This is a genomic window from Acidipila rosea (genome assembly GCF_004339725.1).
Taxonomy (GTDB): domain Bacteria; phylum Acidobacteriota; class Terriglobia; order Terriglobales; family Acidobacteriaceae; genus Acidipila; species Acidipila rosea.
The window spans coordinates 131,199-156,913 of the sequence record NZ_SMGK01000001.1; the positions used below are offsets into that span (position 1 = coordinate 131,199).

General features: G+C 61.6%; 26 protein-coding genes. 15 read left to right on the top strand and 11 right to left on the bottom strand.

Annotated elements, in window-relative coordinates:
- Window positions 1–8: 8 nt before the first annotated feature.
- Together C7378_RS00610 and rlmB are read right to left on the bottom strand one after the other, a co-directional pair.
- Complete coding sequence (locus C7378_RS00610; protein ID WP_131990687.1) at window positions 9–1,874, bottom strand: M1 aminopeptidase family protein; 1,866 nt, start codon at window positions 1,872–1,874, stop codon at window positions 9–11.
- Window positions 1,871–2,656, bottom strand: a complete 786-nt coding sequence (gene rlmB, locus C7378_RS00615) for a 23S rRNA (guanosine(2251)-2'-O)-methyltransferase RlmB (RefSeq protein WP_131990689.1) — start codon at window positions 2,654–2,656, stop codon at window positions 1,871–1,873. Before rlmB ends, C7378_RS00610 begins: the two co-directional genes overlap by 4 nt.
- A 179-nt stretch (window positions 2,657–2,835) precedes the next feature.
- On the opposite strand from rlmB, the gene C7378_RS00620 reads away from it, so the two are divergent.
- Genes C7378_RS00620 through C7378_RS00630 form a run of 3 tightly spaced genes read left to right on the top strand, consistent with a single transcriptional unit; the run spans window position 2,836 to window position 4,361 of the window.
- Window positions 2,836–3,450 carry an RNA polymerase sigma factor gene (locus tag C7378_RS00620; RefSeq protein WP_243648077.1) on the top strand — a complete coding sequence of 205 codons (615 nt, stop codon included), beginning with the start codon at window positions 2,836–2,838 and terminating at the stop codon, window positions 3,448–3,450.
- Window positions 3,447–3,812, top strand: a complete 366-nt coding sequence (locus C7378_RS00625) for a hypothetical protein (protein WP_131990693.1) — start codon at window positions 3,447–3,449, stop codon at window positions 3,810–3,812. Before C7378_RS00620 ends, C7378_RS00625 begins: the two co-directional genes overlap by 4 nt.
- Before the next feature lie 12 nt (window positions 3,813–3,824).
- Window positions 3,825–4,361 (top strand): zinc ribbon domain-containing protein, encoded by a 537-nt coding sequence (locus tag C7378_RS00630; RefSeq protein ID WP_131990695.1) that lies wholly within the window; start codon window positions 3,825–3,827, stop codon window positions 4,359–4,361.
- A 64-nt stretch (window positions 4,362–4,425) separates the two neighbouring features.
- On the opposite strand, the gene C7378_RS00635 is transcribed toward C7378_RS00630, so the two are convergent.
- Window positions 4,426–5,163, bottom strand: a complete 738-nt coding sequence (locus C7378_RS00635) for an RsmE family RNA methyltransferase (protein WP_341539109.1) — start codon at window positions 5,161–5,163, stop codon at window positions 4,426–4,428.
- Window positions 5,164–5,686: 523 nt separating this feature from the next.
- Here C7378_RS00635 and C7378_RS00640 point away from each other — a divergent pair.
- Window positions 5,687–6,871 (top strand): acetyl-CoA C-acetyltransferase, encoded by a 1,185-nt coding sequence (locus tag C7378_RS00640; protein WP_131990697.1) that lies wholly within the window; start codon window positions 5,687–5,689, stop codon window positions 6,869–6,871.
- Window positions 6,872–6,885: 14 nt separating this feature from the next.
- Here C7378_RS00640 and C7378_RS00645 read toward each other — a convergent pair whose 3' ends face one another.
- Complete coding sequence (locus C7378_RS00645) at window positions 6,886–8,286, bottom strand: L-serine ammonia-lyase (protein WP_131990699.1); 1,401 nt, start codon at window positions 8,284–8,286, stop codon at window positions 6,886–6,888.
- A 58-nt stretch (window positions 8,287–8,344) separates the two neighbouring features.
- Here C7378_RS00645 and C7378_RS00650 point away from each other — a divergent pair, with 58 nt between their 5' ends.
- Entirely contained in the window at window positions 8,345–9,904 is a 1,560-nt protein-coding gene (locus tag C7378_RS00650) for a YifB family Mg chelatase-like AAA ATPase (RefSeq protein WP_131990701.1), read from the top strand.
- 37 nt (window positions 9,905–9,941) lie between these two features.
- On the opposite strand, the gene C7378_RS00655 is transcribed toward C7378_RS00650, so the two are convergent.
- From C7378_RS00655 to C7378_RS00665, 5 genes are read right to left on the bottom strand one after another with little or no spacing between them, the layout of a single operon-like run.
- Window positions 9,942–10,382, bottom strand: a complete 441-nt coding sequence (locus tag C7378_RS00655) for an MmcQ/YjbR family DNA-binding protein (RefSeq protein WP_131990703.1) — start codon at window positions 10,380–10,382, stop codon at window positions 9,942–9,944.
- Between the two features lie 14 nt (window positions 10,383–10,396).
- The gene (locus tag C7378_RS17885; protein WP_243648079.1) at window positions 10,397–10,612 is read right to left on the bottom strand and encodes a DUF3253 domain-containing protein; all 216 of its coding nucleotides are present in this window, start codon (window positions 10,610–10,612) and stop codon (window positions 10,397–10,399) included.
- On the bottom strand, window positions 10,519–10,743 hold the full coding sequence (locus C7378_RS17890; protein ID WP_243647965.1) for a DUF2256 domain-containing protein: 225 nt from the start codon (window positions 10,741–10,743) through the stop codon (window positions 10,519–10,521). The genes C7378_RS17885 and C7378_RS17890 overlap by 94 nt, the downstream gene beginning before the upstream one ends.
- Window positions 10,744–10,746: 3 nt before the next feature.
- Window positions 10,747–10,869, bottom strand: coding sequence for a hypothetical protein (locus C7378_RS18030; protein WP_279388562.1), 123 nt, complete (start codon window positions 10,867–10,869; stop codon window positions 10,747–10,749).
- A complete protein-coding gene (locus C7378_RS00665) occupies window positions 10,856–11,152 on the bottom strand; it encodes a helix-turn-helix transcriptional regulator (protein ID WP_243647966.1) in 297 nt (98 codons plus the stop codon). The genes C7378_RS18030 and C7378_RS00665 overlap by 14 nt, the downstream gene beginning before the upstream one ends.
- Window positions 11,153–11,281: 129 nt before the next feature.
- Here C7378_RS00665 and C7378_RS00670 point away from each other — a divergent pair, with 129 nt between their 5' ends.
- The 5 genes from C7378_RS00670 to C7378_RS00690 all read left to right on the top strand — a co-directional run bounded on the left by C7378_RS00670 (window position 11,282) and on the right by C7378_RS00690 (window position 16,333).
- Complete coding sequence (locus C7378_RS00670; protein ID WP_131990706.1) at window positions 11,282–11,959, top strand: RNA polymerase sigma factor; 678 nt, start codon at window positions 11,282–11,284, stop codon at window positions 11,957–11,959.
- A 78-nt stretch (window positions 11,960–12,037) separates the two neighbouring features.
- Window positions 12,038–13,006, top strand: a complete 969-nt coding sequence (locus tag C7378_RS00675) for an anti-sigma factor family protein (RefSeq protein ID WP_131990708.1) — start codon at window positions 12,038–12,040, stop codon at window positions 13,004–13,006.
- 141 nt (window positions 13,007–13,147) lie between these two features.
- Complete coding sequence (locus C7378_RS00680; RefSeq protein WP_131990710.1) at window positions 13,148–14,116, top strand: PDZ domain-containing protein; 969 nt, start codon at window positions 13,148–13,150, stop codon at window positions 14,114–14,116.
- A 156-nt stretch (window positions 14,117–14,272) separates the two neighbouring features.
- A complete protein-coding gene (locus C7378_RS00685) occupies window positions 14,273–15,295 on the top strand; it encodes a radical SAM protein (protein WP_131990712.1) in 1,023 nt (340 codons plus the stop codon).
- 57 nt (window positions 15,296–15,352) lie between these two features.
- Window positions 15,353–16,333 (top strand): aldo/keto reductase, encoded by a 981-nt coding sequence (locus C7378_RS00690; RefSeq protein ID WP_131990714.1) that lies wholly within the window; start codon window positions 15,353–15,355, stop codon window positions 16,331–16,333.
- Between the two features lie 85 nt (window positions 16,334–16,418).
- Here the strand turns inward: C7378_RS00690 and C7378_RS00695 are convergent, their stop codons facing one another.
- On the bottom strand, window positions 16,419–16,814 hold the full coding sequence (locus tag C7378_RS00695; protein ID WP_131990716.1) for a hypothetical protein: 396 nt from the start codon (window positions 16,812–16,814) through the stop codon (window positions 16,419–16,421).
- Between the two features lie 137 nt (window positions 16,815–16,951).
- On the opposite strand from C7378_RS00695, the gene C7378_RS00700 reads away from it, so the two are divergent.
- The 5 genes from C7378_RS00700 to C7378_RS17790 all read left to right on the top strand — a co-directional run bounded on the left by C7378_RS00700 (window position 16,952) and on the right by C7378_RS17790 (window position 23,514).
- A complete protein-coding gene (locus C7378_RS00700) occupies window positions 16,952–17,434 on the top strand; it encodes a rhodanese-like domain-containing protein (protein ID WP_207901280.1) in 483 nt (160 codons plus the stop codon).
- A gap of 495 nt (window positions 17,435–17,929) precedes the next feature.
- Window positions 17,930–21,181, top strand: a complete 3,252-nt coding sequence (locus tag C7378_RS00705; RefSeq protein WP_131990718.1) for a vitamin B12-dependent ribonucleotide reductase — start codon at window positions 17,930–17,932, stop codon at window positions 21,179–21,181.
- A 202-nt stretch (window positions 21,182–21,383) separates the two neighbouring features.
- Window positions 21,384–22,685 (top strand): MFS transporter, encoded by a 1,302-nt coding sequence (locus C7378_RS00710; RefSeq protein WP_131990720.1) that lies wholly within the window; start codon window positions 21,384–21,386, stop codon window positions 22,683–22,685.
- Window positions 22,685–22,828, top strand: a complete 144-nt coding sequence (locus C7378_RS17595; protein WP_165876569.1) for a hypothetical protein — start codon at window positions 22,685–22,687, stop codon at window positions 22,826–22,828. Before C7378_RS00710 ends, C7378_RS17595 begins: the two co-directional genes overlap by 1 nt.
- A complete protein-coding gene (locus C7378_RS17790) occupies window positions 22,825–23,514 on the top strand; it encodes a hypothetical protein (protein ID WP_207901282.1) in 690 nt (229 codons plus the stop codon). Before C7378_RS17595 ends, C7378_RS17790 begins: the two co-directional genes overlap by 4 nt.
- Window positions 23,515–23,576: 62 nt before the next feature.
- Here C7378_RS17790 and C7378_RS00720 read toward each other — a convergent pair whose 3' ends face one another.
- The gene (locus C7378_RS00720) at window positions 23,577–25,541 is read right to left on the bottom strand and encodes a CocE/NonD family hydrolase (RefSeq protein WP_243647967.1); all 1,965 of its coding nucleotides are present in this window, start codon (window positions 25,539–25,541) and stop codon (window positions 23,577–23,579) included.
- Between the last annotated feature and the right edge of the window lie 174 nt (window positions 25,542–25,715).

The window sequence follows — 25,715 nt, forward strand, 5'->3', positions numbered from 1 at the left end:
GCAGACGATCATCGGGCCGGCAGGTTCGTCATGGTGATGGATTTCCGATGGATGGTGGCCTCCACCTCCGGCACCACGCCATCGTTCACCTGCACCTCGGTCGGTTCGCCCTGGATCAGCATCCGATACGTGATCTTCGAACGGGCAGGAATGCGGACGCGCTCGGTCTGCGATGCACTCTGCGAGCGCACGGTCACCGGCACGCTCGCCGCTGCGTAGCCATCGTTCGTGAGATCGATGGCTACCAGGAAAGTGTTCACCTGCGAAGAGTTGCTGGGGTAAACGCTGCCTATGGAAATATCCGGCAGTCCGCGATCGTGGTAAACCCAGTCGTTGAAGAACCACTTGAGATCCTGCCCGGTGGCCTGCTTGTATTTCGTGCTCGCTGCTTCCACCAGCTCCTCGAAGTACTCGGGCCGCGTATCTTGCGCCGGATCGTAGTTGTGGAGCGCCGCCGCGAGTGCCTTGTCTCCCGCCAGGTCGCGCAGCATCCACAGCACATAGGCTGCTTTTGTCCCGTAATAAATGGCGTCCGAGGCGTGAAGCAGATCTTCGCCATCGGCTGCTCCCGGGCTGGCAGGTTCAGCCACAGCCAGCGATGTGCGTTCCGCTTCCAGACGCTCCAGCGCTGCCGTTCGCCCTTGTCCCTGCTCGATCCACAACGTGCTCATGAAGATCGGCACGCCTTCATTCAGCCACTCCCGCGGCGAAGAGAAGGCTGCATGCGCCAGCCCATGAATGGTTGCCGAGGCCAACTTCTCCGGCGCAGCAGGAGTGAGCCCGGTTGCGAGCAGGACCCCCGTCTCAAAGGGTGCGTCGCCGCTCTCCGGCAGATCCAGAACTGTCAGCGGCCCGCGCGCTTTCGCGCCCAGCCAGGTCGTGAGCAGCGGGGCGACCATCGTTTGCGCGGTCAAATATCCCTGCGCATCTCCATCGTCTTCCGTGCGGGCATATACGGCGATGCCTTTGCCCTCGTGCTTGACGCGATGCGCGACGAACAGCGAGAGCGGAGTAAAGCCCAGCTCCGTCTGCGGCAGGGAAAATGTAAGCACGCCCGGAAAGGATGCAGTAGGCGCTGTCTGAGGAGCGCCAAGGGCAATGGGGTGACCGTCAAGTACGGCTACGTTGGGAGCCTCGTCAAAGAACTCCTCGGTCACGCGCATTTTTACCGTGGCATTCGTCTGGCGCTGCTTCTGCCTGCCAATCTCGGTGAAGAGGTCTGCGCCCTTCCCCAGCAGCACTGGCTTGGAAGAGACCGGGTACCACACTACATCGCCGAAGCCTCGCAGACCGGTGAAGCCCTCGGAGATGCGGTCCCAGTCGGCATTGTTCGCCATGTCATCCGGCGTGCCGATCTTCACCAGCCGCTTGGCGGTCTGCTCAATCATGCCGCTGTAGCCGACGGTGATGGTCAGCTCCTGGCCGGGCGCAAGGGGAGCGGCCAGCGCTATCGCGGCCTCTTGCAGTTCGCCGGTATGGTCCGTATCGCTGCGAAGCGTCTGCTGCGTGAATGGAAGAGCCTTGCCGTTCATCGAAATCTGGTCGAAGTGCAACGTGGAGGAGAGCTGCAGCGGCAGATGCGAGAGTGGCTGGGTCGAGTCATTGCGGACCGTCACCCGTGCATTCACGGCAATCGAGGATTGGCGCGGGGTGAGATGAATATTGAGATCGTAGGCGGTAAAAGTGATCGCGCCGCGCTCCTCATCCGTGATCTGGATGGGCGGTATCTTTTTGGCAGATGTCTCCTGCGTCTGTGCCTGGGTGTCCGAGCGCGAAAACAGAACCTGGGGCTGGGTCTTCTGCTGAGCCTGCAATGATCCATCGAGAGCCACAAGGCAGAGCACGCCTGCAGCGGTATACATCCACAACTTCATGAACCAAGACCCTTCTTTACTTTGACGGATGGCGGCGCAGGAGGTGTCTGCCGGCGAACGCGCCTCTGACGCGCAGCCTCATAGAGGACCACCGCGCCGGCTGCCGCTACGTTCAGGGAAGAAACCATTCCGCTCATCGGGATTCGCAGCAGGTGATCGCAGGCTCGCCGCGTCACCTCGTGCAGCCCCTCGCCCTCGCGGCCCAGCACCACCACGCAGTTGCCGGTGTAGTCGAAGGCGTCGTAGTCCATGGAGCCGCGCTCATCGAGACCGACGCACCAGAGGTTGCGCTCCTTGAGCTGTTCCAGGGCGCGAGTCAGGTTCACGACCCGCGCAATCCGCAGGTGCTCGGCCGCCCCGGCAGAAGTCTTGAGAGCGACGGCGCTCAGCGGGGCCGCACGGCGCTCGGTCAGAACTACTCCATCGACGCCCGCGCCGTCGGCGGTGCGCAGCAGCGCGCCGAGGTTCTGCGGATCTTCGACGCCATCCAGCGCGAGCACCAGCCGGGGGCGATCTTTCGGGGAGTCGAGCAGGTCTTCAATGGTGAGGGTGGGCAGCGCCCGGGCGACGGCGACGACCCCCTGGTGGGCGGTCGTCTTGGCCAGCCTGGTGAGGTGGTCGCGCGGCTCCATGCGCACCCGTACGCCCTGGTCCCGGCACAGGTCGATAACCTGCTGCAGCCGGCGGTCGCTGCGCTCTCGCGCGACACAGACGTGGTCGAAGCTGCGGCTCCCGGCACGCAGGGCCTCTTCCACGGGGTGAAGTCCGTAGAGAATGTCCATCAGTCCAGTCTACCCTCCGGGAATGCCGGGCTGTATCATGATAGAGACCGCCGGCAGGGCCCGTTTGTCGCCGGATTCCCCGCAGAATCGAGCGTCGGCCTATGTCTTTTCCCGGTAAGGTGAAAAAATTCGCGCAGCAGAGAGTCTTTGCCCGCGACGCCGCCGTCTCACAAACTGATATGGCTGCAGCTGGAACGCTTAACCTTCAGAGAGATGCACTCTATGAGAACGCGCTGATAGCGCAGGGGCTCAAGCGCCACGATGCCGAGCTGCTCGATCAGTTGATCGTTCAGTATCAGCATCGTCTGCTCCGCTATCTGCTCTACCTCACCGGCAGTCGCGAAGTGGCGGAAGATCTCTTTCAAGAGACATGGATGAGGGTTCTGACCCGTGGCTCGCAGTACAACGGCAATGCCCGTTTTGAGACATGGCTTTTCACCATCGCGCGTAACCTGGTCATCGATCTGCGCCGCAAGCGCACAGCCTCCAGCCTTGATGAACTCTGCGAGGCAAGCGAAGACGAGCGTCCGTTCGAGGTTCCCAGCGAGGGACCTACCCCGTTTGATTCGCTCTCCAGCCGTGAAAACAGCTCTATCGTCGCCGAGGCCCTGCTCACCCTTGAACCACTGCAGCGCGAGGTTCTGGTCCTTCGCTTCCATGAGGAGCTTTCGCTGGAGGAGATCGGGCAGGTGACTTCTGCGCCGCTCTCCACGGTCAAGTCTCGTCTCTATCGCGGGCTTGCCACGCTCAAGCCGCGTGTCTCTTCCGTCATTCGCATTCAGGAGGCGAAATGAATCAGGCCTCCGGACGGAGCAGCAGAAGCAACGCGGATCTCGTGCAGATGCTCAGCGGCCTCAGCGCCTCGCAGGATCTGGCCGTCGTGCAGCGCACGCGCCGGGCTGTCTACCACGCCGCGCTTGAGATGCGCCAGCGCCGCGCGCGCCGCCGCCGCAATCTCGGTTTTGCCTTGCTTGCCTTTATCAGTTTTTTTGCGCTGCTCACCCCCGCTCTATGGAGCGCTGTGGATGATATGCTCGCCGGCGAGCAGCCCTTCGATGACATGCACGGCATGGTCATGAGCTTGGTACTTTTATTCTTTTCGACTGTGCTCGCGGCGCTTATCGCCGGGTGGCGTCATCAGCACAGCAGACGGTAAGGCACTTTTACCATGGCAAATCAGTCGCCCGTACGCGATACCGCATCATCGGCAACGTTTGTCGACGAACTCCACCTCATCCCGCGCTGGTCAGTTGCAGCGGCTGTCTTTGCCTTCGTCGGCATGCAGTACTTCTTCTGGGAAGTCATTCCCAATCACCACCACCCCATAGGCCTGCGGCTTTACTTCGCCATCTCCTGGAGTCTGCTGGCTGCCCTCTACATGCTGATGATCGGCTACATCACCCGGGACACGCCGCGGCGCGGCATGACGACCTGGCAGTGGGTGGTGATCTGCGTGGTGCTGCCCACGGGAATCGGAGCGGTGCTTTACTTCCTGCTCCGGCAGCCGCTGATCTCTCTCTGCCCAGCCTGCGGCACCCATGTAGAGAGTGAATACCACTTCTGCCCGCAGTGCGCTTACCAGGTCTCCGCAGCCTGCGGCCGCTGCTACCGCAGCGTTTCGATCACCGACCTCTACTGCGTCTACTGCGGCCACGACCTGGCATCGGATAATCGTCCGGCTCGCCTCCACGCCTTCAGCGACTAAGACTCTTTCCGCTACTCCTGCCGCCTGCGCTCGCATCTCTATAAAGTGCGAGCGCAGTCGGCATTCAGTGGGCTGCCTCGTTATAGAAGGCACCGGCGATGGCTGTCGCGGCAATCGCCGCCGTCTCCGCGCGCAGAATGCGCGGCCCCAGGCTCACGGACTTCCAGCTCTCGGCCTCAAAGAGTGATGCCTCCTGCTGTGTCCATCCACCCTCCGGGCCAAAGGCCATCTGCAGGGCGCGCCCTTCGCGGGTGGATTCTTCCCGCAGCGCGGCGCTGAGCATGACGCTCTCCTCGCTCTCAGAGAGCAGCAGCTTCGCTCCCGCCTGTTCGCGCTTGAGCGCGGTCTTCAGCGGCTGGGCATCTTCGATGGCAGGCACATCCGAACGGCGCGACTGCTGGGCTGCTTCGCGCGCGATGCGCCGCCAGCGCTCCACGCGTTTTGCAGACGCCAGCGCAAGATGCTTTTCCGTCCGGCTGGCAACCACCGGCACGATGCGCTCGACGCCAAGCTCAGTCGCTTTTTCGATTGCCCACTCCATCCGGTCAAATTTGAAGACGGAGAGCAGCAGCGTAATGGGCAGCGCGCCGTCGGCTTCCATCTCCTGCAGCAGTTCGAAACGCGCGATGTCGTTCGCGCATTCTGTGAGTACCGCGCGAAAGAGTCTGCCGCCGGCCACCATGTCGAACTCCATGCCGGGCTCCGCGCGCAGCACTCGTATGAGGTGCGCTGCCTGTTCGCCGGTCAGCGCGGCAGTCGTTTCATTCCACTCATCAGCAATCCATCTGCGTCGTGTCATCATCTCCTGATTCTCTCGCACACAAAACACCGAGGGGGACGCTTTCGCGTCCCCCTCGCGTGTTGCCTTGTTACTGATTTACTTCTTGGCTGCCTTCTTGGCTGGCGCCTTCTTCGCGGGCTTCTTCGCTGCCTTCTTCGTAGCTGCCATTGTCTATTCTCCCTTTTGGGCTGCAGCATATTTGCTGCAGTTAACGAATGTATAGAGTCCAGAAAAAAGAGTGTCAAGAGAAAAATGACAATTTAGCTGCGCATATTTTCGTCGCGGAATCGCGTGCGTCAACTTGGACCCCTGCGCAGGAGGAAAGAAGTGTCGATGCGGATGGTTCAACGGTACTTCGATCGCACGGAGTGGCGCTGCGCATCTCTTCGCGCAGAGAATTCCGGCGAGCGCATTTGTGCTGCGATCGCCGCGCAGAATGCGGTGTTCGCGGCCTCGCGCTTTTTGCCGAGGGTGGCCGCGCATTGCGCCTCGCGCGTGCAGCTTGGTATCTTCATCGGTTCGGAAGAGGAAACCGAGGTAACAAATGGAAGAGGTAGTCATCGTCTCTGCGGCGCGCACGCCGGTGGGAAAATTTCAAGGAACTCTGTCGCCGCTGTCGGCAACGCAGCTCGGCGCTATCGCTGTTCGTGAAGCAGTCGGACGCGCCCGGCTCGATCCCGCGCAGGTGGATGAGTGCATTCTCGGCAATGTTGTTTCCGCCGGGCTCGGCCAGAACCCTGCGCGTCAGGCAGCGTTGCACGGAGGGCTGCTGCCTGCGGTGAGCGCGCTGACCATCAACAAAGTTTGCGGTTCAGGATTGAAAGCCGTGGCGCTCGCGGCTCAGGCCATCCAGACCGGCAACTCTGAAGTTGTCGTCGCCGGTGGAATGGAGTCGATGACCAACGCGCCCTATCTGCTGCCGCAGGGCCGCAGCGGCTTCCGACTGGGCAACTCCGTGGTTGTTGATTCGATGGTGCATGACGGCTTGTGGGACGCCTTCAACGACTACCACATGGGCATCACCGCGGAGAACGTCGCGGAGAAGTACAGCATCACGCGCGAAGAGCAGGATGAGTACGCGCTGGACTCGCATCGCAAAGCAACCGCGGCGCAGAGGGATGGCCGCTTCGAAGCGGAGATCGTTCCGGTTGAAATCGCCGCGAAGAAAAAAGGACAGTCGCCGACCATCTTCAGCCGCGATGAATCGGTTCGCGAAGACGCGAGCCTGGAAGCGCTGCGCGCTCTCAAACCTGCCTTCAAAAAAGACGGCACGGTAACCGCGGGCAATGCGCCGGGAGTTAACGACGCAGCCGCTGCGCTCGTCCTCATGTCTGCAGCGAGGGCCAAGGCGCTCGGCCTGCAGCCGCTGGCTCGCATCCGCGCACAGGCCACCAGCGGCGTAGATCCTGCATGGGTCATGATGGCGCCGGTCACCGGCGTGCAGAAGGTTCTCTCCCGCGCAGGATGGACGACGGACTCCGTGGAGCTTTACGAGCTCAACGAAGCTTTTGCCGTGCAGGCTCTTGCCGTGACTCGCGAGCTCGGCATTCCGCTGGAAAAGGTCAACGTCAACGGCGGAGCGGTGGCCATCGGTCATCCCATCGGCGCCAGCGGTGCACGCGTGCTCATCACGCTGCTCTATGAGATGATCCGCCGCGATGCGCATCGCGGTGTCGCTGCTCTCTGCCTCGGCGGAGGCAACTCAGTAGCGATGGCAATCGAGCGTTAGTCAGCCGCGGGGTCTTAGCACTCGATTACATTGAGCGCGAGCCCCGCGAGCGACGTCTCCTTGTAGCGCGACTGCATGTCGAGTCCTGTGAGATACATCGTCTTGATGACCTGATCGAGCGAGAGCTTGTGTCCCTCGGTTTCATTCATCGCGATGCGGCACGCGTGGACCGCCTTCACCGCGCCCATCGCGTTGCGCTCGATGCAGGGAATCTGCACGAGGCCGCCAATCGGATCGCAGGTCATTCCCAGATTGTGTTCCATGCCGATCTCCGCGGCATGCTCCACCTGCGCGTTCGTGGCGCCGAGCGCCGCGGCGAGGCCACCGGCTGCCATCGAGCACGCCACGCCAACTTCACCCTGGCATCCTACCTCCGCGCCGCTGATCGAGGCGTTCTCCTTGTAGAGCACGCCGATGGCGGCTGAGGTGAGAAAGTATCGCAGCAGGCCGGCATCGTCTGCTCCCGAGATGAAGTCGCGATAGTAGCGAGCCACCGCGGGCACCACGCCTGCCGCGCCGTTGGTGGGTGCAGTCACCACGCGGCCACCTGCGGCATTCTCTTCATTGACGGCCATCGCAAAGACGGTTACCCAGTCGAGTGGCGCCAGCGGATCGCCGCTGCCCTGGCCTTCTGCGCCTTTAGCATGCAGGCGCTGCGCCAGTCGCGCCGCGCGCCGCCGCACGTTCAACCCGCCCGGCAGAATGCCTTCCGTAACCATGCCGCGCTCGATGCATCCGTTCATCACTTGCCAGATATGCATCACGCCCGTGCGCACCTCAGCCTCGCGCCGGTTGATGCACTCGTTCGCCAACATCAACTCCCAGATGGCAAGGCCCGCCTCGTCTGCCATTGTCAGCATCTCGGCGGCGCTGCGAAACGGAAAGGGAAGCGCAACCGCATTCGTGGCAAAGGCTGCAGACGGATCGTCTCCATCCTCGATGATGAAGCCGCCTCCGATGGAAAAATATGTCTTTGCCATCAGCGTCTTGCCTGCGGCGTCGAGAGCTATGAAGCGCACGCCGTTGGGGTGCTCCGTCTTCGCGCCCGGAGGAAACATCTGCTCGCGCAGAAAGAGCAGATCCACTGGCTCGTGAAACTTGATCGGCGTTTGCCCCATCAGGGAGAGCATCCTGCTCTGCCGGATCGTGGCGAGCTTCGCTTCGATGGTTGCAGGGTCGAGGGTTGCGGCCTCTTCTCCGCAGAGCCCGAGCAGCAACGCGCGATCCGTTCCGTGGCCTACGCCGGTCAGCGCCAGCGAACCATAGAGCTCCGCACGCACCCTCGCCGTCTGCTCCAGCAGCTGGTTCTCTTTGAGCCACATTGCAAACTGCCGCGCTGCGCGCATGGGCCCCATGGTGTGCGAGCTTGATGGGCCGACGCCGATCTTGAACAGATCGAAGAAACTGGTTTTCACGCTTTTGTCCTGCCTCCGGGTGCTATACTCCGAGCACTTAAACCAAACAGACTATCCTATGCTCTTCAAGGCACTCAGCGCTGCTGTCTACGGGATCGATGCAAACATCATCGACGTCGAGGTCGACTTCTCCGGCGTCAAAACTACCGAAGACCGCTTCCATACCGTAGGTCTTCCCGATGCAGCTGTTCGCGAGAGTCGCGATCGCGTACGCGCCGCGATCAAGAACTCGGGTTTCGATATTCCGCCGACGCACATCACTATCAACCTCGCTCCGGCAGATATCAAGAAAGAAGGCTCGGGCTTCGACCTGCCCATCGCCATCGGCATTCTCGGCGCTTATGGCGCGCTCCATCTGCGGGACCTCAGCAGCTTTATGCTGGTCGGCGAACTCGGCCTCGACGGCAGCCTCCGCGCCGTTCCAGGAATGCTGCCTGTCGCCGTTGCTGCGCGCGAGCGCGGCATCAGGAACCTTGTGATTCCTGCTGCCAACGCCCGCGAAGCTGCTGTCGTCGAGGGAGTCGATGTCTATCCCGTCACTACGCTCAACCAGGTGCGCGAACTTCTCAACTCCGCTGCCAATGGCGGCATCCATGCGCAGCCCTGCCGCGTCGATACGGGTGAGCTGCTCGCCGAGCAGCAGAGCTTCCACGTGGACTTCGCCGACGTGCGCGGACAGCAGACCGCCAAGCGAGCGCTCGAGGTCGCGGCCGCCGGCGGCCACAACATTCTGATGATAGGACCGCCCGGCTCCGGCAAGACCATGCTTGCCAAGCGGCTGCCCACGATTCTTGCGCCGCTGGCGTTTGCAGAGGCGCTGGAGACAACGAAGATCCACTCCGTCGCCGGCGTTCTCGACGGCGAGACGGGCCTGGTGACGCAGCGGCCCTTTCGCTCGCCGCACCACACTATCTCTGATGCAGGACTTATCGGTGGTGGTGCAGTTCCACGACCGGGAGAAGTCTCTCTGGCGCACAACGGCGTGCTCTTTCTCGATGAGCTGCCGGAGTTTCCCCGCAACGTGCTTGAGGTAATGCGCCAGCCGCTCGAAGACGGCAGCGTGGTCATTGCGCGCGCGGCCATGTCGCTCAGTTTTCCGGCGCGCTTCATGCTCGCTGCTGCGATGAACCCATGCCCCTGCGGCTACTTCAACGACAAGTCGCGCGAGTGCCTCTGCACTCCGCCCATGATCCAGCGCTATGTGTCGAAGGTGTCCGGCCCGCTGCTCGACCGCATCGATATTCATATCGAGGTGCCCGCGGTGCAGTATCGCGAGCTGCGTTCGGGTGCGGCGAGTGAGAGCTCGGCGAACATCCGTGCGCGGGTGCTCGCCGCGCGCGCGATCCAGAAGCAGCGCTTCGCCAAGGCTGCCTCGCCCACGCACTCGAATGCGCAGATGGGCACGCGCCAGATTCGCACCTTCTGCGAGTTGAGCGCTGACGCGGAGAAGCTGCTGGAGCGCGCAATGCAGCAGCAGGGACTCACCGCGCGCGCGCACGACCGCATCCTCAAGGTCGCGAGAACTATCGCCGATCTCGAAGCTGCTCCGGCGGTCACCGTTGCCCACATCGCTGAGGCCATTCAGTACCGAACCCTCGACCGCAGCTACTGGAGTTGAAGAAAACCAGCGGAAGGGGACCAGCCGCTGGTTCGCTTCAACTTGTCTTCGGCTTCATCTTGGCTGCAAGCTGCTTGCGCCGCTCGCTGATCAATCGCTTCCGCTCCCAAGCCGGAAGCGCGAGCGCCTCCCTGGTGCGCTTCGGCAGCCGGGCATAGACGCTTTCGTGAGCCTGCGTCAGCAGCTCCTGCAGTTCGCGCACGGGCAGCGCATTCCACTGCGTGAGGGCGACCCAGTAGATGCGAGCGAAATAGGGTGCAGGCACAACGCCGTCGATCTCGACCAGTTCCGCATAGCGCTCCTGCCCCGCGGGAAAAGAGACAACCGGTCCGCCATCTTCGTCCAGATTCGCGACCGCAAACATCTTGCCGCCGATGGCCTTATCGCCCACCCAGAAGACAAGGTTCGCGCCCCACTGCATCGTCTCTTCCACGTGCGGCAGCTTCAGCAGAAGCTCGCGCAGACTATCGGCATCCATCCCGTCGTGCCTCCTCACACCTTCTTCAGTCGAATCGGCCCTTTGGCCCGAGACGGATCGACCCGCTGGCCGCCCTGCATCACGACGATCTCCCCGGCTGCGGCCAGCCGTCGCGCCGCCGCCCGCGCCTGCTGCATCAGCGGCTCCCAGTTGTCGGGGGCCACGCGCCGCGCCGCCTCCGAGGGGCAGATTGTCTTCTCTGCGCCGCGCTCCCTGAGAAGTTCAAGAATCGCGCGCTCTCCAGTTCGCCATCGGAAGGCTTCACCTTCACACTTCGGCATGCATCGCTGCAGTAGCGCACCTGCTCCCAGTCGCGCGCCCATCTCTTCCGCCACTCGATGGTGCGGCCACAGAAACGCAAATTCTAAAGGGATGGTTCATCTACCTCTTCAATCAGCATCATGAAGCTGTAGTAGCCGCAGACCAGCATCCTGCGCTGCCGCTGCGTTTCGAGTCTTATCCCGAGCCAATTCTCATTGCTGATCATCAGGGCCACCTGCCTTTCTCTGCTCGATCCTGTATACCTGCTCACTCAAGGGTTGAAACGGCTGGGGAGAAAAGATAGCCTCGACCGGCAACCGGAAGTAGCGGCTGAGGTCGAAGGCCAGCTTCAAGCTTGGGCTGTAGTCGCCCCGCTCCAGAAAGCCAATGGTCTGGTAGTTCACGCCTATAGCCTCGGCCAACTCCTGCCGGCTCAGTCCGCGTTCGGTACGTAGCACGGCAATCCGGTTATGAATGCCACTTGCCGGGTTGGAGCCGATGTTGTTCAAGCTAAAGTATTGTTGCGTAAACACAACAAAGAGTCAATACAGAACCTCTGTATTAGCCCTGCTAACCAAACGGCCCGGCAAACGTCGTATAAGAGCATAGTGATCGCTTGCTTCTGGAGCTGGACTAGAATGCCCGCTGACGCATTACGTTTCACCTCACCCACAGTTGTCCGTCCGCGCCCGCAGTCGCGCGGCGTACAATCCTCGGCAGTGACCGCAGATCCTCGCAGCCGCGCCGCGGAGAACGATCTCATCCGCGAAGCCCAGCAGGGTTCCCGCGCAGCCTTTGACGCGCTCGTGCGTCAATATGATCAGGCAGTGTTGCGGTTGGCCATGCATATCCTGGGCTCCGAGCAGGACGCGCAGGATATCCACCAGGAAGCCTTTCTGAAGGCCTACCGGTATCTGGGCAACTTCCGCTTCGAGTGCTCGTTTTACACCTGGATTTATCGCATCGTCACCAACCTGTGCCTGGACCACATGCGGCGGCGCAAGTCGCGGCGCGAAGACCAGGCCGTGATTCTGGATTCCTCAGGCGACGAGATGGACCTGCTCTCGAACGTCTCTGACGACCGGGCGATGGCGAACCCTGACCGCGAGCTCGACCGCAAGTTCCTGGGCGAGAGCATCCAGGCTGCGCTCGGCAAGCTGACGCCCCGCGAGCGCATGGTATTTGAGTTGAAGCACTACCAGGGGCTCAAGCTGCGCACCATCGGCGAGATGCTCAACACCACGGAGGAGACGGCGAAAAACACCCTCTTCCGCGCAACACGCAAGCTGCGGTCCAGCCTCGCGGCGGTCCGCTAGAGCAAGGAAGGTAAGACAAACCGGCACATAGACCGGGCGAGATGGATTCATTTTCGAGAGGCATAGGGAATCAACGTTATGAAGTGCGAACAGGCACAGGAAAATATCGCGCTGGCGGTCTACGGCGAGTTGGCCGATGACGCCCGCCACGAACTCGAGCTGCATCTCGCGCTTTGCATCTCCTGCCAGCGCGAGCTCGACGCCGTGGAAGGCCTGCAGAAGGCCATGTCGCTCTATCCTGTGGAGGAGCCGTCGGCGAATCTCGTCACCCGGGCCCGGCTTCGCCTGGAGGAAGCGCTCGATTCCGTCCCGCACAGCGGCTGGCTCATCCGCATCTGGCAGAGCTTTTACCACGGGGCAGCCCGTCTGAGCTCCGCGCCGGTTATGGCCTCGAGCCTGCTCGTGCTCGGGCTGGCTGGCGGCGCATATGGAGGGTATCGGGCAGGGCTCAAGACGCACGACGCCGAGCAGGCCCGGCTGATTCTCAGCTCCAGCTCGCCTTCCGCGGCGGCGACGGCGCAGATCGCCAACGTGAGCAGCATCATCCGCGACCCTAACTCGGAAAACGTCGAGGTCCGCTATAACCGCCTCGTGCCCGAAACGGTGCATGGTTCGCTCGATGACCCGCACATCCGCGAGCTCCTGCTGCTGGGGATGCAGAATGGCACCAACCCGGCAGTAAGCGACAACTCGGTCGACCTGCTGGCCAACGAGTGCCGCGCGGGCCACGCCTGCGAAGGCGGCCCCGTTCGCACTGCCCTGATGGTTGCCCTCCGCTATGACAAGAGCCCCAGTGTCCGGCTCAAGGCGCTCGATGGACTGGAGCACTACATTCCTGAAGACCCCCATGTGCGCGATGCCGTTCTCGAAGCGCTCATGAACGATCACGACCCCCAGGTCCGGTCAGAGGCCGTCAGCCTGCTTACGCCTGTTGAGGCCGACTCCAGCGTCCGCGAGGTGCTGCACACCGTCGCCGCGCAGGATGAGAATGCGCACATTCGCACGGTTTCGCAGCAGGTGCTGAGCCAGATGCCTGAGATTCAATAGCTTCTGAGGCCCGATGCGCCCTCATCAGAAGGGGCATCGGGGCTTGCATTAAAATCCGTCCTGGCGCCGCTGACCTTTACTATTAAGAAACGTCTCAAAGACTGGGAGCGCCCGTGATTGCGCCCTGGAAGGCACAACCGAATGACTCACTTTTCGAGGCTTGTCCTGGTTGCTGTTGCTACCGGCGTTATGGCAACCGCTCTCACCGCGCAGCCGCTCAGGGATGTCTATGTGATCCCTTTGATCCACAGTTCCTCGCAGGGGTATCTCGGCGTCGCCCTGCAGGATATCGATACCGCGCGTGCCTCCGCTCTCAATCTCAAGGGGCCCGGTGGAGCGGAGATTATCGCCATCGATCGCGATGCGCCTGCAGGCAAGGCCGGTCTCCAGCTTCACGACGTGGTCCTCGAGATGAACGGCACGCAGATCAACAGCGTTGGGCAGCTGCGTCACATGTTGCGCGAGACGCCAGCGGGCCAGACGATCACTCTCGTCATCAGCCGCGAGGGCGAGTCGCAGACCCTCAGCGTACAGCTCGCCGACGAGTCGCAGATCGAGCAGCAGGCCTGGTCGCAGCACTTCAGCGTACCGAATCCAGCCCCGGCCTCCGGGCCTGAAGGTTTTCTCAGCTCTTCGACCGCCCATCTCGGCAGCCTCTTCAGCGCGCTCACGCCGGGCTCGCTCTACATCGGCGTCGAGGTGGACACGCTCAACCCCCAACTCGCCGAATACTTTGGGGTCAAGGGAAATAAAGGATTGCTGGTCAAGGCGGTGGATGACAACAGTCCGGCCTCGACTGCCGGCCTCAAGGCGGGTGACGTCATCATCCGCGTGAACAACGATGCGGTCGCCTCCCGCTCCGACTGGCTCAAGCAGCTGCACGCCAACCGCGGCAAGCAGGTGCAGCTGGTGGTCGTCCGCAACCGCCATGAACAGACCCTGAACCTGCTGGCAGGCGAACCCAAGAAGAGGGGCGCGCTGGAGTTGCCTGACTTCTTCCCGGATGCTGATCCCGTCATTGAAGCGGAATTGCAGACGATGGATGAAATGCTCTCGACGATACAGTCCCGGGAGAGCTATCCGGTGGACCAGTTCAGCTCCAGCAATTGAGGTTAGAGCGGATCAACCGATGGTATCCGGGCAATCGCGTTCCCGCGAGCTGCACCCTCGCCAGGGCCGGATACTTCCCACTCAACCCGCGAGCGCAGCCTTTCGCTTCAAAGCCGTTCGCTTCTCGCAAAGCCTTGTGGTTGAATCAATAGAGTAATGTCCGCTGCCCCGAAACAGTCCCTGAGCCGCCGTCTGAAGGCAGCAAACCGCAAGGCCCGCGAACTCGCCGTGGTTGGTCACGCGCTGGCCTCCACCGGCCATCCGGTCATGGCGCAGATTGTTCCGGCGCGCTTCTGCAATCTGTCCTGCGCCTACTGTAACGAGTACGACAAGGTTTCAGAGCCCGTTCCGGTGGAGGAGATGCTTCGCCGCATCGACCACCTTGCCCGCCTCGGCACCAGCATCATCACCATCTCGGGCGGCGAGCCGCTTACTCATCCCGAGCTCGATCAGATCATCGCCCGCATCCGCCATCATGGCCGCGTCGCCGGCATGATCACCAACGGCTATCTGCTCATGCCCGACCGTATCGAGCGCCTCAACAAGGCGGGTCTGGACCATATGCAGATCTCCATTGATAACGTGCAGCCGGACGAGATTTCGAAGAAGAGCCTCAAGGTGCTCGACAAAAAGCTTGAGATGCTCGCCGAACACGCCGACTTCCACGTGAACATCAACTCCGTGGTCGGCGGAGGCATCAAGAATCCGCAGGATGCCCTCACCATCGGCCACCGCGCGCTCGATCTTGGCTTCACCTCGACCATCGGCATCATTCATGACGGCGACGGCCAGCTCAAGCCCCTGGGCGGCGAGGAGCGTCGCGTCTACTTCGAGATGCGCGGGATGAAGAAGACGAACTACTCCCGCTTCAATCAGTTCCAGGTGGCCATTGCCAACGGTCAGCCCAACGACTGGCGCTGCCGCGCAGGTTCACGGTATCTCTACATCTGCGAAGACGGACTGGTGCACTACTGTTCGCAGCAGCGGGGATATCCGGGCACACCACTTGCCGAGTACACGCGCGAAGACCTCAAACGCGAATTCCTGACGGAGAAGAGCTGCGCCCCACACTGCACTGTGAGCTGCGTCCACCAGGTCTCCTACATCGACCACTGGCGCGCCCCGCAGACCTCACGCACCACCCCCGGCGATGCCGGCCTCGTGAATATTCAGCTGTAGACTAGCCCGCGACCGATATAGGCGACGCTGCAACCTCTCTGCTGTACTCTGCCGTTGATGGAATATTTCAATCTCAACAACGCCCGAGTCTCCCGCATCGGTCTTGGCACGTGGGCCATTGGCGGCGGCGAATGGGGCCATGTCTCCGACGCCGATGCCATTGCCACCTGTCGCGCCGCGCTCGATCGCGGCATCAACCTCATCGACACTGCGCCCATCTACGGCCACGGACGCTCGGAGGAGCTGATCGGCATGGCCATGCGCGACCACGGCCGCCGCGAGGACTTCTACATTGCCACCAAGTGCGGCCTGGAGTGGAACAGCCGTGGCGTTTTTGCCAACTCCGATCCGACACGCCTGCGCCGGGAGATTGAGGATTCCCTGCGCCGTCTCGCCACTGACTACATCGATCTCTACCAGGTTCACTGGCCCGATACCACCGTTGCCATTGAAGAGACCGCCGCGCTCATGCTCGGCTTTCAGCAGCAGGGCAAGATATGCTCGATCGGCGTGAGCAATTTTTCCGTAGCGCAGATGGAGGCTTTCGGCAGCGTGGCGCCGCTGCACTTCAATCAGCCTCCCTACAACCTCTTCGAGCGGGCCGCAGATGAGAGCGTGCTGCCTTACTGCCATCGGCAGGGCATCACCGTGCTAACTTACAGCTCGCTCTGCCGCAGCCTGCTCTGCGGCCGCCTCACACTCGAGGAGGTGTTCAGCAGCAAAGACATCCGCAGCGTCGATCCGAAGTTTCAGCCACCGCGCTACGCGCAATATTTTGCCGCGGTTACAAAGCTCGACGAACTGGCGCAGGAGCGCTATGGCAGGCGTGTGCTGCACCTGGCTGTGCGCTGGGTGCTGGACCAGCGCGGTGTCAGCGCTGCGCTCTGGGGCGCAAAGCGGCCCGCGCAGCTGGATGCGGTAGAGGAGATCATGGGCTGGACGATCGACGAGAACACAATGCGTGAGATGGATGCAATTGTGCGCGGTGCGGTTACAGATCCGGTTGGTCCGGAATACCTGACGCCGGCTGTGCGTTGAGGCTGGCTGCAAAAAAAAGCAGGATCTGCGCCGGAGCATTGCTTAGCACAGATCCTGAAACAGAGGGGTATTACGTACAACATCGTTAGCGGACGAGAGTGAAGGGCGCCTCTGCGGCTGTCATGTGCTTCCCTCGTCCGTCGAGCACGCTGGTTACGCGCTCGCTTATCTGGATGGTCCTGAGCTCACGCGAGCCGTCGGCCAGATTGTCAAAGTTGATCTTGAGGATGTGTCCGTCCGCCTTTGCATGGACGGGCTTGGTGAGGTAAACGAATTGCTTTTTGACGTCGATCTTGCTCGCCATGGTAACCAGCGTCTGATCCTGGTTGAGCGAGACGTCATACTTGCCGGCGGGGTACGAAACTCCGTGCGAGTTGAAGTTGAAGGGGACATCCACCGTGACCACGTCAGCCGCGAAGGCGGCGGTGGCGCTGGCTGTGGCTGCGGCGAAAGCTATCGTGCGAACTATGGAACGCATCATGGTGTGTTCCTCCTTAACGCAGACAACACTAGCCACGCCGTGAAACGACTGTCGTTAAAGTTTCGTCCAATAGTTGTCAAATTTTTCAGAGGTCATTTTCACGTTTCTGAGATACTTCAGACTTGAGGGAAAAGCAGATGATGGATCGTCGTGACGCAATCAGGCATATGGCCTTTACCGGTATTTCCGCGCTTTTTCTCAGCCGTTCCGCATTCTCGCAGTCAGGCGAACAGGCTCAGCAGGATCCATGGCCCACAGACGCACTGCTGGGCCCGGGCACCCTTCGCGACCTGATCGCAGGCGGCGATGCCCCTGCGATTTTCTGTGTCGGCTTCCCAAGCCTCTTTCGCGAGAAGCATATTCCCGGCGCAAAGCTGGCTGGGCCGACCAGCAAGCCTGAGGGCATCCGGGAGCTGCTCCGCATGACGAAGGCAGTCAACGGCTCGCAGATCGTTCTCTACTGCGGCTGCTGCCCGCTCAAGGACTGCCCCAACATCCGCCCGGCCTATGAGGCGCTTGCGAAGCACAAGATGCAGGGCGTCCAGGTGCTGAACCTGCCGCACAATTTCCATACGGACTGGGTGGCGAAGGGCTATCCAGTGCAGTCGGACGCCTCCTGATAGCCCCGCTTTGAGGCAAAAATAAGCTGTCCAGGCCCGCACCGGGAGAATGATTATCCCCTGATAATTGTTCTCCCTGCGGGCCAATTTTCAGCGCCCAAAAAGGCTCTTCCTGACCCGTTCCGGACCCCGCTCCTTGCCTCCACAGGGCCATGCAGCGTACCGTCAGGAGAGTGACTTGCCTTGCCATTTGCCCCCGCCCGCAGTTCTCCACAGCCGTTTTCCCGAATTGGGAGCAAGTGTGTAGGTAACTGCATCTAAAATACTAGATATTGCGGTTTGTGCTTGACGCGCCCTATGGGCAGCGGTACCTTCACGACTGCGGATCAAAATTACCGCTTGCGGTGACGAAGCAGAAAGTCACTTCCACCGCCTCTCATGCGACCCTGAAGTACGTTTTCAGCACTCGCCGTTCGGATCATTTTCGGGCAGAAGGCACGCCCGCTGGCCGCCCTTTTTGTGGCCAACCATTCTCACCTATTGCAAGGAGCAATCATGGCCGAAGCCATTCAGAAATCTGCCGCCTCAGCAGCCGGCAGCAAGCGCGCAGCGCTGCACTTTAACCGCCGCTTCTCGCAGGCGGGTGTCTCCCCGTACGACGAGGTACAGTGGGAGCGTCGCACCGCCGCCATTACGGACGCGGCGGGCAAGACGATCTTTGAGCAGAAGGACGTAGAGGTTCCGGCCGACTGGTCGATGACCGCAACGAACATCGTCGCCAGCAAGTACCTCCATGGCCAGCTGAATACGCCGGAGCGGGAGACGGGCGTTCGCCAGCTGGTGGCGCGCGTGGCAGAGACGGTACGCGACTGGGGCATGGCGGACGGCTATTTCTCAACGCCTGAGGACGCGGCGATCTTTCACGATGAGCTGGTGCACCTGCTGGTGAACCAGAAGGTCGCGTTCAACTCGCCGGTGTGGTTTAACGTGGGCTGCGACCGGCTGGAGCCCAACTCTGACGCGCAGAACTGGCACTGGAACCAGCACACCTGCGCGGTCGAGTTCTCAGTGACCGGCTATCGCAAGCCGCAGTGCTCGGCCTGTTTTATCAATGCGGTTGAGGACTCGCTGGACTCGATCCTCACGCTGGCGAAGACGGAAGGCATGCTCTTCAAGTGGGGCTCGGGTACAGGCACCAACCTGTCGCCGCTGCGTGGCTCCTCGGAGCAGCTGTCGGGCGGCGGCACGGCGTCCGGTCCGTTGAGCTTCATGCGCGGCTTCGATGCTTTCGCAGGAGTCATCAAGTCCGGCGGCAAGACGCGCCGCGCGGCGAAGATGGTGATTCTCAATGTCGATCATCCGGACATCGTCGATTTCATCGAGTGCAAGATGAAGGAGGAAGCGAAGGCGTGGGCGCTGATGCGCGAGGGCTACGACGGCTCCTCCGGCCCGGACAGCGAAGCCTACAGCAGCATCTTCTTTCAGAATGCCAATAACTCCGTGCGGGTGAACGACGAGTTCATGCGGGCCTTCGAGCGCGACGGCGAGTTTGCAACGCGCGCGGTGAAGGACGGCAAGCCGGTGAAAACCTACAAGGCGAGCGAGATCATGAAGAAGATCGCCGAGGCTACCTGGCAGTGCGGCGATCCGGGGATGCAGTACGACACGACGATCAACCGGTGGCACACGTCGAAGAACTCCGGCCGCATTAACGCGTCGAATCCCTGCTCGGAGTACATGTTCCTCGATAACTCGGCGTGCAACCTGGCGAGCTTTAACCTGCTGAAATTTGTAACCGGCGCAGGCACATTTGATATTGCCGCCTATCGCCATGCGGTCGACATCATGATTACCGCCATGGATATCCTGGTCGATAACTCGGGCTATCCGACGGAGGCTATCGCACGCAACTCGCACGACTATCGCCCGCTGGGGCTTGGCTATGCAAATCTGGGCGCGCTGCTGATGTCCCTGGGGCTGCCCTATGACTCAGACGCAGGGCGAGACTTCGCTGCGACGCTTACGGCGATCATGTGCGGCGAGGCCTATCTGCAGTCTTCGCGGCTGGCCGAGAAGGCGCCGGCGCTGGCCTCAGCCACGCCGCTGACCGCAACGGCGGACCGGACGGGCGGCGCATGCCCGGGCTTCTACATCAACCGCGAGCCGTTTCTCGACGTGATCCGCATGCACCGCGCGGAGGTGAACAACATCGGCAAGTCGAAGACGAGCAGCGAGCCCTTTGTCGCGCCGCAGCTCGATGAGTTGATCACGGCCAGCAAGGATTGCTGGGACCAGGCTCTCGCGCATGGCGAGAAGCACGGCTATCGCAACTCACAGGTAACGGTGCTTGCGCCTACAGGGACCATCGGCTTCATGATGGATTGCGACACAACGGGCATCGAGCCTGACCTGGCGCTGGTGAAGTACAAGAAGCTGGTCGGGGGCGGCATGATCAAGATCGTCAACAACACGGTCCCGTCGGCGCTCTTCAAGCTGGGGTACAAGAGCGCCGAGGTTGACGCGATTGTCAGCTACATCGACGCGACCGGCACCATCGAAGGCGCGCCGGGCATCAAGGCCGAGCATCTTGCGGTCTTCGACTGCTCTTTCAAGCCGTCGAAGGGTACGCGCTCGATCCACTCCATGGGCCACATCAGGATGATGGGCGCGGCGCAGCCATTCCTCTCAGGCGCGATTTCGAAGACGGTGAACCTGCCGCATGACTGCTCAATCGAAGATGTTGCCGAGGCTTATCTTGAGGCCTGGAAGCTTGGGCTGAAGGCGGTCGCGATCTATCGCGATGGATCGAAGGGCGCGCAGCCGCTCAACGTCTCCGACGGCAAGGGCGCAAAGGCTGTCGGCTTCTCAAAGAGCGGCGATGAAGCAACGACGGCGGCTGCCGATCGCGTGCTGGCCGCCCTGGCGACGGGCGCGAAGGCCAGCGACGCTGATCTGAAGACGCTGGAAGCGAAGGTGGCCGAGAAGCTGGAGGTTTCAGCGAAGTCGATCCTCGCCGCAACCAATGCGTTTGCAGGCACGCTGCATGCGCTGCAGGAGATAACGCCCTCGGCGCAGGATCTGAATGCTCCGCCGCGCGCGGTGCGGCATCGTCTGCCCGAGGAGCGCGCATCGCTGACCCACAAGTTTTCCATTGCGGGGCATGAAGGCTACATCACCGTAGGACTCTATCCCAATGGGCAACCGGGCGAGATCTTCATCAAGATGGCGAAGGAAGGCTCGACCGTCTCCGGGCTGATGGACAGCTTTGCGACGGCAACGTCGCTTGCGCTGCAGCATGGCGTGCCGCTGAAGGTGCTCTGCGAAAAGTTCGCGCACTCGCGCTTTGAGCCTTCAGGCTGGACGGGGAGCGAACAGATCGGCTATGCCAAGTCGATCATGGATTACATCTTCCGCTGGCTGCAGCTGCGTTTCCTGTCGGGGCAGCAGTTGTCGCTCTTTGCTGGGCTTGGCCAGCCGGCGGCATCGATTCCCGTGAAGGGGATTGTTTCGCCGGAGGGCTTTGTCGAGAGCGAACCTCGCCTGAGCCCGGAGCAGCATGCATCGACGCGGGGCTTTGGCGCCACGTCTGCGCCGCAGGGTGGAATTTTGCCGGGCCTGAGCGCGAGCAGCGGCGCGGATGCGATGCCGAAGCTCGAAGACCGCGGTCTCTACCACGCGGCCGATGCCATGAGGGAACTCTATGACATGGGTGACGCGCCGAGCTGCCACACCTGCGGAGCGATCATGGTGAGGAACGGCAGCTGCTACCGGTGCATGAGCTGTGGCAGCACGAGCGGCTGCAGCTAGATTCCTGAACGGCAGCCAACAGAAAATGTCCCGGCTCTCTCAGCCGGGACATTACTGTTTCTGGGTCAAGTACCTTCAGATTTGCAGGTCGCGGCTCCGCAGGCACTTGGATGTTTCAATTGACGATTGATTCTGTTAAAACCAGAGTCTCAGCCGGGGCAGGCTGCATGGCCCGCTGGCTTCGCTGCATCTCGGAGATTCAATGAGCACGACACAAGCTGGAACGCACAAGGCACTCAACACGCCAGGTCAGGTACTGTTCGCAAGCCTGATCGGTACGACCATTGAATTCTTCGATTTTTATATTTATGCGACGGCCGCGGTGCTGGTATTTCCCAAGCTCTTTTTTCCGGCGTCTGACCCGGCATCGGCGATGCTCGCTTCGCTGGCAACGTTCGGCATCGCGTTTCTGGCGCGGCCAGTCGGCTCGGCGCTCTTCGGTCACTTTGGCGATCGCATCGGGCGCAAGACGACGCTGGTGCTCGCGCTCTCTACGATGGGGATATCGACGGTGGCGATCGGCGCGCTGCCAACTTACCACACGATCGGCTTTGCTGCGCCTCTGCTGCTGGCGCTGTGTCGCTTTGGGCAGGGGCTGGGCCTGGGCGGCGAATGGGGCGGTGCGGTGCTGCTGGCGATCGAAAATGCGCCACCGAAGAAGCGTGCCTGGTACGGCATGTTTCCGCAACTGGGCGCGCCGGCCGGATTTCTTCTGTCGGGCGGCGTCTTTCTGCTGCTCTCGCGAATGCTCTCCGATAAACAGTTTTTTGCCTTTGGCTGGAGGCTGCCGTTTCTGGCGAGTGCGGTGCTGGTTTTTCTCGGCCTCTACGTGCGGCTGACGATCACGGAGACTCCCGTTTTCCAGAAGGCTGTCGAGCGCGGGCAGCAGGTGAGTGTGCCGGTGTTGGAGGTATTTCGCAAGCATACCCGGGCGCTGACCTCAGGCATCGTGGTGTGCCTGGCGACGTTTGTTCTGTTCTACCTGATGACGGTGTTTGCGCTGTCGTGGGGCACGACTGCGCTCGGCTACAGCCGCAGCAAGTTTCTGCTTATGCAGCTGTTCGATATTTTCTTCTTTGCGCTGACGATTCCTGTCTCCGCAATTCTGGTGGAGCGTGGACGCCGCCGCATGATGCTGTGGGTGACTGCGCTGATCGGAGTCTTCGGCCTGGTGATGGCTCCGATGTTCACGGCCGGCACGACGGGAGCGGTGCTGATGATGGCGGTGGGCCTGCTGCTGATGGGCCTGACCTATGGGCCGCTGGGTACCGTGATCTCAGAGCTCTTTCCGACGGAAGTGCGTTACACGGGCAGTTCGCTGGCCTTCAGCCTGGCAGGGATCGTGGGGGCTTCGCTGGCGCCCTACATCGCCACATGGCTGGCGAAGACTCATGGCCTGCAGTATGTCGGCTACTATCTGACATTGTCGGCGCTGCTGACAACGATGGGCCTGCTTACGATTCGCGAAACCAAGGACGACGACCTTAGCGCACCAGGCCACTGATGCGGCTGACGACTGTATCGCAGGGTGACAGTCGTCACAGTCAAGGACTGCTCTCTCTTCGCAAGATGGGAGTATCTGCCAGCCGCGAAGATCACGGCGTGACAGGCGCGCTCGATGCGCAGCAGACGAGGGAGTCCTCATGAAGCAAGCCGGAGTTTTCAGTACCGCAACGTTGGGTGTCCTTCTTTTAGTCGCGACGGGGGCGCCGGGGTATGGACAGCAGCCGCAGCAACAGCAGAATCAGAACCAGAACCGGCAGCAGAATCAGGCTCGGCGGCCGCCGCAGCAGAACCAGAACAGGCAGCAGAATCAGACGCGGCGAGCGCCCCAGCAGAATCAGAACCGGCCGCGCATGCAAGAGCAGAACCAGAACAGGCAGCAGGCGCAGCGACCGGGGCAGTCGAACCAGAACCGGCCGCGTCCTGCTCTGGAACTGCAGCGTACCCAGCAGGAGAGGCGCGCACAGCAGGCCGAGCAGCGGCGCATCTGGCAACAGCACCGCGCCGGGCGGTGGGACTCCGAGCGCCGCACCTGGCAGCAGCGGGGCGGCTACAGTGGGTATCGGATACCGGCTCCTTACTTCCGCAACTACTATGGGCGGAATCACTGGTTCCGTGTCTACAATCTTCCATTCATGGTGGTTGGCGGATTTCCGCGGTTTCAGTATGCGGGCTACTGGTTTACATTCCTCGATCCGTATCCGGAGTACTGGGGAGTTAACTGGTACGAGACCGACGATGTTTTCATCGACTACTCCATGGACGGGTACTACCTCTATAACCGGATGTATCCGGGCCGTCCTGGAATTGCGGTCAGCATCGCGTTCTGAGGGAAGCAGGGCAAAGAAAACGCAGCTCCAGCCGATGGCTGGAGCTGCGTCGTTTGCGGCGGCTACGGCTCTGCTGTGACCACGGGAAGATCGATAAAGCTGGCCTCGCCGGGCGCGTGGTAGATGCGCTCCGTGGCCTTCTGGTAATCGCCCGGCCGAGCGAAGAAGATGTTCGGCACGAAGGTCTGCGGATTGCGGTCATAAAGCGGGAACCAGCTTGACTGCACCTGCACCATGATCCGGTGGCCGGGCAGGAAGACGTGGTTGGCCGTCGGCAGCGCGAACTTGTACAGCAGCGGCGTATTCGGGGTGATGGCCTGCGGCGAAGAGAGGCTTTCACGGTAGCGTCCGCGGAAGATATCCATCGCAACCGGGAGCTGATAGCCGCCGAGCTCCGGCTGACCGGCGACCTCGTCAGGATAGACGTCGATGAGCTTGACGACCCAGTCGGCGTCGGTTCCGGTGGTGGAGGCAATCAGATTCGCGATGGGTTCACCGCTGATCTTGAGGGGCGCAGTGAGCGGCTCAGTGGTGTAGGAGAGCACGTCAGGCCTGCCTGAGAACTCGCGCTGATCGTCAACGAGCCAGCGGACCCAGGAGAGGTTAGGCGTGTAGCCGACAGGCTGGTTGGGCCGCGTGCGAAAGGGCACGGGCTTCGCCGGATCGGAGACATACTCATCGAAGCCATTGCCGTTTGCCGGCGGGGTGAAGGCAAGCTCGGACCTGGTTTCGAGATAGAGCGGCGTTGCTTTTGGCGTGCAGCCGTCCTGGCAGCCTGAGGGCCAGGTCTTCAGACGCTCCCACTTGTCTTCTCCGGTGACGAAAGCGGTGACCGGCGAGACATTCATCGCGGGCGCGTCATCCTTGAGGTAGTGTGCCAGGAAGGGCGCGAGGATCTGCTCGCGGAAATAGAGTCCGGTGTCGCTGTGGAACTTGATGGCTCCGAGCGAACTGGCCTCTTCAATCTCCTGCCCGTGGTGCCATGGGCCTATCACGAGGAAGAGCTTGCCGTCGTTCTCGGGCCTGGCTTTCAGAGCCTTGTACACGGCCATGGCGCCGTAGATGTCTTCCTGATCCCATAGGCTCGAGACGAGCATGGTCGGGACGGGCAGGGGACGTTCGGCGAGGATCCGATCCATTGCCTGATCGCTCCAGAAGCTGTCGTAGGCAGGGTGCTCGGTGACCTTTTTCCAGAAGCCGATCTGGTCCATGTTGCGCTGTTTGCCCAGTTCGCCTGCGGAGCCCGCCCGCATATACATGTCGTAGTCGTCGAAGTTGCTGGAGAGCCAATGAGCCTCGTTGCCGCGGGTGGCTGTCTGCTCATAGATGTAGGGCATGTTCTGCTGGCGGAAGGCGCCGTTGTGGAACCAGTCGTCTCCGCGCCAGCCGTCCACCATGGGGTTCATGGGAACGACAACTTTGAGCGCCGGATGAGGATGCACCAGCGGCGTCAGCGACAGAAAGCCGTCATAGGAGATGCCGAGGACGCCGACCTTGCCGTTGGTCTCCGGCACATGCTTGATCAGCCAGTCGATGGTGTCATAGGTGTCGGTCGATTCATCGACGGGGGTGGGGTTCAGCGGCCCGTGAAAGGGGCGATTCATGACGTAGTCGCCTTCGCTGCCGTACTTGCCGCGAATGTCCTGCACTACACGGATGTAGCCGCCCTCGACGATGGTCTCGGTGGCGTTGTCGTAGCCGTAGAGGCTGGTCCCGAGATGAACGCTCGGGGTATTGGCGGTGAGGACATCGGCGCTGTAAGGCGTACGCGTGAGCAGGATGCCCTCATGCTTCGCGCCCTTAGGCACGAGGATGACGGTATGCAGCTTTACGCCGTCGCGCATGGGGATCATGACTACGCGGCGCTCGTAGTCCATGCCGTAGGTGGGCGGCTGAAAAACTGCGGGTGTCTCGCTGGGGTAGTTGGGATAGAGCGGGGCGCTCTGCGCGGATGCGTGGCGCGGCGCGAGCAAAGCCACCGACAGGAGGACAGCAGAAGCGGAAAGCCATCTGACAGACAGTGCCAAGGGAGATCACCTCGTGGAGCGTGGTAGAGGCAAGGTACCATATCGGGCGATCAGCATAGGCCAAAAACTCGCAGAGGTGTTCCGCTGCACCAAAAATGAGTTTTGAACTGGCAGAGAGCTGTCACGTGCGAACCAGATCCAGGGTAGCAACCCTGCCCAGACAGTGATTACAGT

Coding starts and splice junctions, on each gene's coding strand:
- C7378_RS00675 (WP_131990708.1), top strand. CDS start 12,038: ATGAAGTGCGAACAGGCACAGGAAAATATCGCGCTGGCGGTCTACGGC.
- C7378_RS00625 (WP_131990693.1), top strand. CDS start 3,447: ATGAATCAGGCCTCCGGACGGAGCAGCAGAAGCAACGCGGATCTCGTG.
- C7378_RS00700 (WP_207901280.1), top strand. CDS start 16,952: ATGATGGATCGTCGTGACGCAATCAGGCATATGGCCTTTACCGGTATT.
- rlmB (WP_131990689.1), bottom strand. CDS start 2,656: ATGGACATTCTCTACGGACTTCACCCCGTGGAAGAGGCCCTGCGTGCC.
- C7378_RS00685 (WP_131990712.1), top strand. CDS start 14,273: ATGTCCGCTGCCCCGAAACAGTCCCTGAGCCGCCGTCTGAAGGCAGCA.
- C7378_RS00640 (WP_131990697.1), top strand. CDS start 5,687: ATGGAAGAGGTAGTCATCGTCTCTGCGGCGCGCACGCCGGTGGGAAAA.
- C7378_RS17790 (WP_207901282.1), top strand. CDS start 22,825: ATGAAGCAAGCCGGAGTTTTCAGTACCGCAACGTTGGGTGTCCTTCTT.
- C7378_RS00690 (WP_131990714.1), top strand. CDS start 15,353: ATGGAATATTTCAATCTCAACAACGCCCGAGTCTCCCGCATCGGTCTT.
- C7378_RS00670 (WP_131990706.1), top strand. CDS start 11,282: ATGCCCGCTGACGCATTACGTTTCACCTCACCCACAGTTGTCCGTCCG.
- C7378_RS00705 (WP_131990718.1), top strand. CDS start 17,930: ATGGCCGAAGCCATTCAGAAATCTGCCGCCTCAGCAGCCGGCAGCAAG.
- C7378_RS18030 (WP_279388562.1), bottom strand. CDS start 10,869: ATGATCAGCAATGAGAATTGGCTCGGGATAAGACTCGAAACGCAGCGG.
- C7378_RS17595 (WP_165876569.1), top strand. CDS start 22,685: ATGCGGCTGACGACTGTATCGCAGGGTGACAGTCGTCACAGTCAAGGA.
- C7378_RS00655 (WP_131990703.1), bottom strand. CDS start 10,382: ATGGATGCCGATAGTCTGCGCGAGCTTCTGCTGAAGCTGCCGCACGTG.
- C7378_RS00630 (WP_131990695.1), top strand. CDS start 3,825: ATGGCAAATCAGTCGCCCGTACGCGATACCGCATCATCGGCAACGTTT.
- C7378_RS00710 (WP_131990720.1), top strand. CDS start 21,384: ATGAGCACGACACAAGCTGGAACGCACAAGGCACTCAACACGCCAGGT.
- C7378_RS00680 (WP_131990710.1), top strand. CDS start 13,148: ATGACTCACTTTTCGAGGCTTGTCCTGGTTGCTGTTGCTACCGGCGTT.
- C7378_RS00620 (WP_243648077.1), top strand. CDS start 2,836: ATGGCTGCAGCTGGAACGCTTAACCTTCAGAGAGATGCACTCTATGAG.
- C7378_RS00695 (WP_131990716.1), bottom strand. CDS start 16,814: ATGATGCGTTCCATAGTTCGCACGATAGCTTTCGCCGCAGCCACAGCC.
- C7378_RS00650 (WP_131990701.1), top strand. CDS start 8,345: ATGCTCTTCAAGGCACTCAGCGCTGCTGTCTACGGGATCGATGCAAAC.
- C7378_RS00635 (WP_341539109.1), bottom strand. CDS start 5,163: ATGATGACACGACGCAGATGGATTGCTGATGAGTGGAATGAAACGACT.
- C7378_RS00610 (WP_131990687.1), bottom strand. CDS start 1,874: ATGAAGTTGTGGATGTATACCGCTGCAGGCGTGCTCTGCCTTGTGGCT.